Annotated in this window: 6 protein-coding genes; all 6 read left to right on the top strand. The window is 66.2% G+C overall.

From position 1 onward, the window contains the following. Positions 1-805 (top strand): DNA-directed RNA polymerase subunit beta (locus AC5L3X_RS38150; RefSeq protein WP_494863582.1); only part of this gene is annotated, 805 nt, incomplete at its 5' end. Positions 806-821: 16 nt separating this feature from the next. Beyond that, positions 822-4,697, top strand: a complete 3,876-nt coding sequence (locus AC5L3X_RS38145; RefSeq protein ID WP_494863580.1) for a DNA-directed RNA polymerase subunit beta' — start codon at positions 822-824, stop codon at positions 4,695-4,697. Positions 4,698-5,216: 519 nt separating this feature from the next. Beyond that, positions 5,217-5,519 carry a 30S ribosomal protein S12 gene (gene rpsL / locus AC5L3X_RS38140; protein ID WP_494863578.1) on the top strand — a complete coding sequence of 101 codons (303 nt, stop codon included), beginning with the start codon at positions 5,217-5,219 and terminating at the stop codon, positions 5,517-5,519. A 2-nt stretch (positions 5,520-5,521) separates the two neighbouring features. Next, complete coding sequence (gene rpsG, locus AC5L3X_RS38135; protein WP_189126398.1) at positions 5,522-5,992, top strand: 30S ribosomal protein S7; 471 nt, start codon at positions 5,522-5,524, stop codon at positions 5,990-5,992. Between the two features lie 89 nt (positions 5,993-6,081). Continuing rightward, entirely contained in the window at positions 6,082-8,130 is a 2,049-nt protein-coding gene (fusA, locus tag AC5L3X_RS38130; RefSeq protein WP_494863586.1) for an elongation factor G, read from the top strand. Positions 8,131-8,295: 165 nt separating this feature from the next. After that, complete coding sequence (gene tuf, locus AC5L3X_RS38125; RefSeq protein ID WP_189126396.1) at positions 8,296-9,489, top strand: elongation factor Tu; 1,194 nt, start codon at positions 8,296-8,298, stop codon at positions 9,487-9,489. Positions 9,490-9,699: the final 210 nt, after the last annotated feature.

Raw genomic sequence — 9,699 nt, 5'->3', positions numbered from 1 at the left:
GGACGGCACCCCGGTCGACATCATCCTCAACCCGCTGGGCGTGCCCGGCCGGATGAACGTCGGCCAGGTCCTGGAGACTCACCTCGGCTGGATCGCGGCCAGGGGCTGGGACATCTCCGGCATCCAGGAGGCCTGGGCCGATCGGCTGCGCGAGAAGGGCTTCGAGACCGTCGACCCGCGCACCAACATGGCCACCCCGGTCTTCGACGGAGCCCACGAGGAGGAGATCGTCGGCCTGCTCGGCAACACCGTCCCCAACCGCGACGGTGACCGCATGGTCGAGGCCAGCGGCAAGGCACGGCTCTACGACGGCCGCTCCGGCGAGCCGTTCCCGTATCCGATCTCGGTCGGCTACATCTACATCCTCAAGCTCCTGCACCTGGTCGACGACAAGATCCACGCCCGGTCGACCGGCCCCTACTCCATGATCACCCAGCAGCCGCTCGGCGGTAAGGCCCAGTTCGGTGGCCAGCGCTTCGGTGAGATGGAGGTGTGGGCCCTGGAGGCCTACGGCGCCGCCTACGCGCTCCAGGAGCTACTGACCATCAAGTCCGACGACGTCCTGGGCCGCGTGAAGGTCTACGAGGCGATCGTCAAGGGCGAGAACATTCCCGAGCCCGGCATTCCCGAGTCCTTCAAGGTCCTCATCAAGGAAATGCAGTCGCTGTGCCTCAACGTCGAGGTGCTCTCCAGCGACGGCATGTCCATCGAGATGCGAGACACCGACGAGGACGTCTTCCGCGCCGCGGAGGAGCTCGGCATCGATCTGTCCCGGCGTGAGCCGAGCAGCGTGGAAGAAGTCTGAGGGGGAGATCGCACACATGCTAGACGTCAACTTCTTCGACGAGCTCAGGATCGGCCTCGCCACGGCCGATGACATCCGCCAGTGGTCCCACGGCGAGGTGAAGAAGCCGGAGACCATCAACTACCGCACTCTCAAGCCGGAAAAGGACGGGCTCTTCTGCGAGAAGATCTTCGGTCCCACCCGCGACTGGGAGTGCTACTGCGGCAAGTACAAGCGCGTCCGGTTCAAGGGCATCATCTGTGAGCGCTGTGGCGTCGAGGTGACTCGCGCCAAGGTGCGTCGTGAGCGGATGGGCCACATCGAGCTGGCCGCGCCGGTCACGCACATCTGGTACTTCAAGGGCGTCCCGTCGCGCCTCGGCTACCTGCTCGACCTGGCCCCGAAGGACCTGGAGAAGGTCATCTACTTCGCGGCGTACATGATCACGCATGTCGACACCGAGATGCGTGAGCGTGACCTGCCCTCGCTGGAGGCGAAGATCTCCGTCGAGCGGCAGCACATCGAGCAGCGCCGCGACGCCGACGTCGAGGCCCGGCAGAAGAAGCTCGAGGCCGACCTGGCCGAGCTCGAGGCCGCCGGCGCCAAGGGCGACCAGCGCCGCAAGGTGCGCGAGGGCGCTGAGCGCGAGATGCGCCAGCTCCGCGACCGGGCCCAGCGTGAGCTGGACCGGCTCGAGGAGGTCTGGAGCCGCTTCAAGAACCTCAAGGTCCAGGACCTGGAGGGCGACGAGCTGCTCTACCGCGAGATGCGCGACCGCTTCGGCCGCTACTTCAAGGGCGGCATGGGCGCGCAGGCGATCCAGGACCGCCTGATCAGCTTCGACCTCGACGCCGAGGCCGAAAACCTGCGCGAGACCATCCGCAGCGGCAAGGGCCAGAAGAAGGCCCGCGCGCTCAAGCGGCTCAAGGTCGTGTCCGCGTTCCTCAACACCACCAACTCGCCGCGCGGCATGGTGCTCGACTGCATCCCGGTCATCCCGCCGGACCTGCGCCCGATGGTGCAGCTCGACGGTGGCCGGTTCGCGACCTCCGACCTCAACGACCTCTACCGCCGGGTCATCAACCGCAACAACCGGCTCAAGCGTCTGCTCGACCTCGGCGCGCCCGAGATCATCGTGAACAACGAGAAGCGGATGCTGCAGGAGGCCGTCGACGCGCTGTTCGACAACGGCCGCCGCGGTCGCCCGGTCACCGGTCCCGGCAACCGGCCCCTCAAGTCCCTCAGCGACATGCTGAAGGGCAAGCAGGGCCGTTTCCGCCAGAACCTCCTGGGCAAGCGAGTCGACTACTCCGGCCGTTCGGTCATCGTCGTCGGTCCGCAGCTCAAGCTGCACCAGTGCGGTCTGCCCAAGCAGATGGCGCTGGAGCTGTTCAAGCCGTTCGTGATGAAGAGGCTGGTCGATCTCAACCACGCCCAGAACATCAAGTCGGCCAAGCGGATGGTCGAGCGGGCCCGTCCCGTGGTGTGGGACGTGCTCGAAGAGGTCATCACCGAGCACCCGGTGCTGCTCAACCGCGCTCCGACGCTCCACCGTCTGGGCATCCAGGCGTTCGAGCCGCAGCTGGTCGAGGGCAAGGCCATCCAGATCCACCCGCTGGTCTGCACCGCGTTCAACGCCGACTTCGACGGCGACCAGATGGCCGTGCACCTGCCGCTGTCGGCTGAGGCCCAGGCCGAGGCACGCATCCTGATGCTCTCGACCAACAACATCCTCAAGCCGGCCGACGGCAAGCCCGTGACGATGCCCACCCAGGACATGGTCATCGGCCTCTACTGGCTGACCACCCAGAAGGACGGCGCCACGGGCGAGGGCCGGGTCTTCGGCTCGATCGCCGAGGCTCAGATGGCGTTCGACCGCCAGGAGCTGCACATCCAGGCGAAGATCCAGATCCGGCTCAAGGACGTCCTGCCGCCCCGTGACTGGGTCGCGCCGGAGGGCTGGGAGCAGGGTGACCCGATCCGTCTGGAGACGACGTTCGGGCGGTGCCTGTTCAACCAGACGCTGCCCGCGAGCTACCCGTTCGTCAACTTCCAGGTCGGCAAGAAGCAGCTGTCCACGATCGTCAACGAGCTGGCCGAGACCTATCCCAAGGTTGAGGTCGCCAACTCGCTCGACGCGCTCAAGGACGCGGGCTTCCGCTGGGCGACCCGTTCCGGTGTCACGATCTCGATCGACGACGTGGTCGCGCCGCCGAACAAGGCCGAGATCATGGAAAACTACGAGCGCCGGGCCGACAAGGTCCAGCGCGAGTACGAGCGCGGTCTGATCACCGACGAGGAGCGCCGTCAGGAGCTCATCGAGATCTGGACGCACGCGACGGCCGACGTCGAGACCGACATGGTCAACGCCTTCCCGGCGACCAACCCGGTCTGGATGATGGTCAACTCCGGTGCCCGAGGCAACAAGATGCAGGTGCGTCAGATCGCCGGCATCCGTGGCCTGGTGTCCAACACCAAGGGTGAGACGATCCCGCGCCCGATCAAGGCCTCGTTCCGCGAGGGCCTGTCGGTGCTCGAGTACTTCATCTCGACCCACGGACAGCGGAAGGGCCTGGCCGACACCGCGCTGCGCACCGCCGACTCGGGCTACCTGACCCGTCGTCTGGTGGACGTGGCACAGGACGTCATCGTGCGGGAGATCGACTGCGGCACCGACCGCGCGGTCCCGCTCCACGTCGGCGACCGTGACGCGTCGGGCAACCTGGTCAAGGCCGAGAACGCCGAGTCCAACGTGCACGGCCGCATCCTGGCCGAGGACGTCGAGGTCGACGGCAAGGTCATCGTCCCGGCCGGGGTCGACATCAACGACATCCACGTGACCAAGCTGGTCGAGGCGGGCGTCGAGACGGTCCGCACCCGCAGCGCTCTGGTCTGCGAGGCCAAGATCGGTGTCTGCGCGACCTGCTACGGCCGCTCGCTGGCCACCGGCAAGCTCGTGGACGTCGGCGAGGCGGTCGGCATCATCGCCGCCCAGTCGATCGGTGAGCCGGGCACGCAGCTGACGATGCGTACCTTCCACACTGGCGGTGTGGCGGGCGCCGACATCACCCACGGTCTGCCCCGAGTCCAGGAGCTTTTCGAGGCGCGCATCCCCAAGGGTGTCGCCCCGATCTCCGAGGCGGAGGGCCGGGTCCGGATCGACGAGACCGACAAGGCAAGGAAGATCGTCATCACCCCGGACGACGGGTCCGAGGACATCGCCTACCCGGTCTCGATGCGCTCGCGCCTGCTCGTCTCGGAGGGCCAGCGCGTCTCCGTCGGCCAGCAGTTGGTCGCCGGTGCGGTCAACCCCAACGAGGTGCTGCGCATCCTCGGCCCGCGGGCCGTGCAGCTGCACCTGGTGGCGGAGGTCCAGCAGGTCTACCGGTCGCAGGGTGTGTCGATCCACGACAAGCACATCGAGATCATCGTGCGGCAGATGCTCAAGCGCGTGAACGTGCTGGAGTCCGGCGAAACCGACCTGCTGCCCGGTGAGCTCGTCGAGCGTCCGCGCTTCGAGCAGATGAACCGCGAGACGGTGGCGGAGGGTGGCTCTCCGGCCGCCGGTCGCCCGGTGCTCATGGGCATCACGAAGGCGTCGCTCGCCACCGAGTCGTGGCTGTCGGCGGCCTCCTTCCAGGAGACGACCAGGGTCCTGACGGACGCGGCGATCCACGCCAAGTCCGACTCGCTCCTGGGCCTGAAGGAGAACGTCATCATCGGCAAGCTCATCCCGGCCGGCACGGGCATGCCCCAGTACCGCAACATCCGGGTCGAGCCGACCGAGGAGGCCAAGGCCGCCATGTACACCGTGGGCGGCTACGACGGCTCCGCGGCCGACTACACCTTCGGCACCGGCAGCGGCGAGGCCGTGCCGCTGGAGGAGTACGACTTCGGCCAGTACAACCGATGAAAACTCAGTAACCGGTCTGCGGTCCGCACGCCCGGGTCTCTCTTCTGAGAGGCCCGGGCGTGTCGCGTTCAGGGGGATAGGGAAGTCTGGCCGCAGCGGATAGCCGGGGACTATCACCAGGTGAGGGACGGCCCGGAGGTCCTTGTTCTGCCGGATGGGGCACAGGACAGCGGGCGTGCCTATATCATGTCCGAGGAGCAGTAGCCGGGCCTTGATGGGATGGGCCTCGCGCACCGGGAGCGGAAAGGCTGATAGCCTCTCCGCGCCGTTTTGACGTGTCGCGCGGGCCTGGTAGCCTAGACCATCGTGCCCGTTCTTGCGGGCTCTCGACCGTGCGCTCATTGCGAGAGCGCGGGTCGGCTTCCTGACTCGAAGTCTTCGTGGATGTGTCTGTGCTGACAGCGCGACACGCCCGAGCGCGGGGGCGCGGAAGCAAGGACAATCCGCAGGTCATGACACCGGCAGAACCTGCGAATTGAAGAATGACGTAACACCGGCCAAGGCACGAACGGAGTGGCAGTGCCCACTATTCAGCAGTTGGTCCGCAAGGGCCGGCAGGACAAGGTCTCAAAGACCAAGACTCCTGCCCTCAAGGGGAGTCCGCAGCGGCGCGGTGTGTGCCAGCGCGTCTACACCACCACCCCGAAGAAGCCCAACTCGGCGCTGCGCAAGGTCGCCCGAGTGCGGCTCACCAACGGCATCGAGGTCACGGCTTACATCCCCGGTGTGGGCAAGATCATCCGTGGCTCGCTGGACACCCAGGGTGTCCGCAACCGCAAGCAGGCCCGTAGCCGTTACGGCGCGAAGAGGGAGAAGAGCTAACAATGCCTCGCAAGGGTTCTCCTGGCCGTCGTCAGCTGATGTCTGACCCGGTCTACAGTTCGCCGCTGGTCACCGCCCTGATCAACAAGGTGCTTCTGGACGGCAAGCGCTCCATCGCGCAGTCGATCGTCTACGGCGCCCTCGAGGGCTGCAGGGACAAGACGGGCAATGACCCGGTCGTCACCCTGAAGCGCGCGCTTGACAACGTCAAGCCGACCCTTGAGGTCCGCAGCCGTCGCGTCGGTGGCGCGACCTACCAGGTGCCGGTCGAGGTGCGCGCGACGCGCAGCACCACCCTGGCCCTGCGCTGGCTGGTGCAGTACTCCCGCGCCCGCCGCGAGAAGACCATGACCGAGCGCCTCATGAACGAGCTCCTCGACGCCAGCAACGGCCTCGGGGCGAGTGTCAAGAAGCGCGAGGACACCCACAAGATGGCCGAGTCCAACAAGGCCTTCGCCCACTACCGCTGGTAATCCGGCGGGTTCGACGAGACGACGAGGACGCGAGAGAAGTGGCCACCACGACCGCTCTTGACCTGGCCAAGGTCCGAAACATCGGGATCATGGCCCATATCGACGCGGGCAAGACCACCACGACCGAGCGCATCCTGTTCTACACCGGCATCAACTACAAGATCGGTGAAGTCCACGAGGGCGCAGCCACGATGGACTGGATGGAGCAGGAGCAGGAGCGCGGCATCACGATCACGTCGGCCGCGACGACCTGTGAGTGGAACGGTCACACCATCAACATCATCGACACCCCTGGGCACGTCGACTTCACCATCGAGGTGGAGCGTTCGCTCCGTGTCCTCGACGGTGCCGTCGCCGTGTTCGACGGCGTCGCGGGTGTCGAGCCGCAGTCAGAGACGGTGTGGCGCCAGGCTGACCGCTATGAGGTCCCCCGGATCTGCTTCGTCAACAAGATGGACCGCGTCGGCGCGGAGTTCCACCGCTGCGTCGACATGATGATCAGCCGGTTGGGTGCCACGCCGGCGGTCATTCAGCTCCCGTGGGGCGTCGAGGCGGACTTCAAGGGCGTCATCGACCTCATCACGATGAAGGGCCTCCTGTGGAGCGCCGAGGCGGCCAAGGGCGAGATGTACGACGTCGTCGACCTCCCGGCCGACCACGCCGAGGCAGCTCGCGAGTGGCGTGACCGCCTCATCGAGACCGTCGCCGAGAACGACGACGAGTTGATGGAGCTCTTCCTCGAGGGCGCTGAGCCCACCGAGGAGCAGCTGACCGCGGCGATCCGCCGCGCGACGCTGTCCAGCGCCATCAACCCGGTGCTGTGCGGGACCGCGTTCAAGAACAAGGGCGTGCAGCCCCTGCTCGACGCGATCGTCGCCTACCTCCCCGCGCCGACCGACATCGCGGCCTTCAAGGGCTACGCGGTCGGCAACGAGGAGAAGGTGATCGAGCGTCACGCGGACCCGGCCGAGCCCTTCTCGGCGCTGGCGTTCAAGATTGCCAGCGACCCGCACCTGGGCAAGCTCACCTACATCCGCATCTACTCGGGCACGCTCGAGACCGGTTCACAGGTCATCAACTCTGTGAAGGGTAAGAAGGAGCGGATCGGCAAGATCTACCAGATGCACGCCAACAAGCGCGAAGAGCGCCCGTCGGCGATCGCTGGCCAGATCGTGGCTGTCATGGGTCTGAAGGACACCACCACCGGTGACACCCTGTCCGACCCGGCCAACCAGGTTGTGCTCGAGTCGATGACGTTCCCGGCTCCGGTCATCAACGTCGCCATCGAGCCCAAGACCAAGGGCGACCAGGAGAAGCTGTCGATCGCGATCCAGCGGCTGGCCGAGGAGGACCCGTCCTTCCAGGTCCGTCGTGACGAGGAGACCGGCCAGACGGTCATCTGGGGCATGGGCGAGCTTCACCTTGAGATCCTCGTCGACCGCATGCGTCGCGAGTTCAAGGTTGAGGCCAACGTCGGCCGTCCCCAGGTCGCGTACCGTGAGACCATCCGCCGCAAGGTGGAGAAGATCGACTACACCCACAAGAAGCAGACCGGTGGTTCCGGTCAGTTCGCGCGGGTGATCATCAACCTCGAACCTCTGGGCGAAGGCAACGACGGCTACGAGTTCGAGAACAAGGTCACGGGTGGTCGGGTCCCGAGGGAGTACATCCCCTCGGTCGACGCGGGCGCCCAGGAGGCCGCCGAGTTCGGCGTGCTGGCCGGCTACCCGATGGTGGGCGTGAAGGTGACGCTGACCGACGGTGCCGCGCACGACGTCGACTCCTCGGAAATGGCCTTCAAGATCGCCGGCTCGATGGCCTTCAAGGAGGCCGCGCGCAAGGCTGACGCTGTTCTTCTCGAGCCGATGATGGCCGTCGAGGTCACCACGCCCGAGGATTACATGGGTGACGTCATCGGTGACCTCAACGGTCGCCGCGGGCAGATCCAGGCGATGGACGAGCGGGCCGGAGCCCGAGTCGTCGAGGCGCTCGTGCCGCTGTCTGAGATGTTCGGCTACGTGGGTGACCTGCGTAGCAAGACGCAGGGGCGCGCGAGCTACAGCATGCAGTTCGACTCCTACGCGGAGGTGCCTCCGGGCATCGCCAAGGAGATCGTCGCGAAGGCCCGGGGCGAATAGTCCCGGGACCCCAACGGAGGGGCGCCGAGCGATCGGCGCCCGCCCGTCAGAGGGGCCTCGGCCCCTGGCGGGGCGACACACGTTCGCCCCGCCGCCGAGGGGTTCGGGAACACCCGGGCCCGAGTGTGCAGACGAAAGTCAGTCAGAATCTCAAGGAGAGAACCAGTGGGCAAGGCCAAGTTCGAGCGGAACAAGCCGCACATGAACATCGGCACCATTGGGCATATCGACCACGGTAAGACCACGCTGACCGCGGCGATCACCAAGGTGCTCCACGACCGTTACCCCGACCTGAACGCGGCTACGCCTTTCGACAAGATCGACAAGGCGCCGGAGGAGAAGGCTCGCGGTATTACGATCTCCATCGCGCACGTCGAGTACCAGACCGAGAAGCGCCACTACGCTCACGTGGACTGCCCCGGTCACGCCGACTACGTGAAGAACATGATCACCGGTGCCGCTCAGATGGACGGCGCGATCCTCGTGGTCGCCGCCACCGACGGCCCGATGCCGCAGACGAAGGAGCACGTCCTCCTGGCCCGCCAGGTCGGCGTCCCCTACATCGTCGTGGCCCTCAACAAGTCCGACATGGTCGACGACGAGGAGATCCTGGAGCTCGTCGAGCTCGAGGTCCGTGAGCTCCTGTCCGCTCAGGAGTTCCCCGGCGACGACCTGCCGGTCATCCGCGTCTCGGCGCTCAAGGCGCTCGAGGGCGACGAGAAGTGGGCCGACAGCATCATCGAGCTGATGGACGCCGTCGACGAGAACGTGCCCGAGCCGCCCCGTGAGGTGGAGAAGCCGTTCCTCATGCCGGTCGAGGACGTCTTCTCGATCACCGGTCGCGGCACGGTCGTCACCGGCCGTATCGAGCGTGGCATCGTCAAGGTCAACGAGCAGGTCGACATCATCGGCATCCAGCCGGAGAAGACGACCACCACCGTCACCAGCATCGAGATGTTCAACAAGATGCTCGACGAGGGTCAGGCCGGCGACAACGCCGCCCTGCTGCTCCGCGGCATCAAGCGCGAGCAGGTCGAGCGTGGCCAGTGCATCATCAAGCCGGGCACGACCACCCCGCACACCGAGTTCGAGGGTCAGGTCTACATCCTGTCCAAGGACGAGGGCGGCCGTCACACGCCGTTCTTCAACAACTACCGTCCTCAGTTCTACTTCCGTACGACTGACGTGACTGGTGTGGTGAACCTCCCCGAGGGCACCGAGATGGTCATGCCGGGCGACAACACCGAGATGCGCGTTGAGCTGATCCAGCCCATCGCCATGGAGGAAGGCCTGAAGTTCGCGATCCGTGAGGGTGGCCGCACCGTCGGCGCCGGCCGGGTCATCAAGATCATCAAGTAGTTCGATCGCGGAGTGGCGGTCGGCTCCGGTATCGGGACCGACCGCCACACCACGAAGGGCAGGAGCCGACACGGCTCCCGTCACCTGGCTCCACAGGAAAGCCGTGATCTCGCAGTGGCTTCGGCAGCTGCCGAAGTGACTGCCGGATCACGGAAGACACGACAGATTCGGAATGTCTGTCACGTGGGGTCGTGCGGGCACCGACCCGCA

It is taken from the genome of Nonomuraea sp. CX421, assembly GCF_059358955.1.
The sequence above is the reverse complement of the archived record's forward strand: the minus strand, read 5'-3'. Positions and strand labels throughout refer to the sequence as shown.

What these genes read in the sequence shown, in the direction of transcription:
- rpsG (WP_189126398.1), top strand. Translation starts at nt 5,522, where the DNA reads ATGCCTCGCAAGGGTTCTCCTGGCCGTCGTCAGCTGATGTCTGACCCG.
- AC5L3X_RS38145 (WP_494863580.1), top strand. Translation starts at nt 822, where the DNA reads ATGCTAGACGTCAACTTCTTCGACGAGCTCAGGATCGGCCTCGCCACG.
- fusA (WP_494863586.1), top strand. Translation starts at nt 6,082, where the DNA reads ATGGCCCATATCGACGCGGGCAAGACCACCACGACCGAGCGCATCCTG.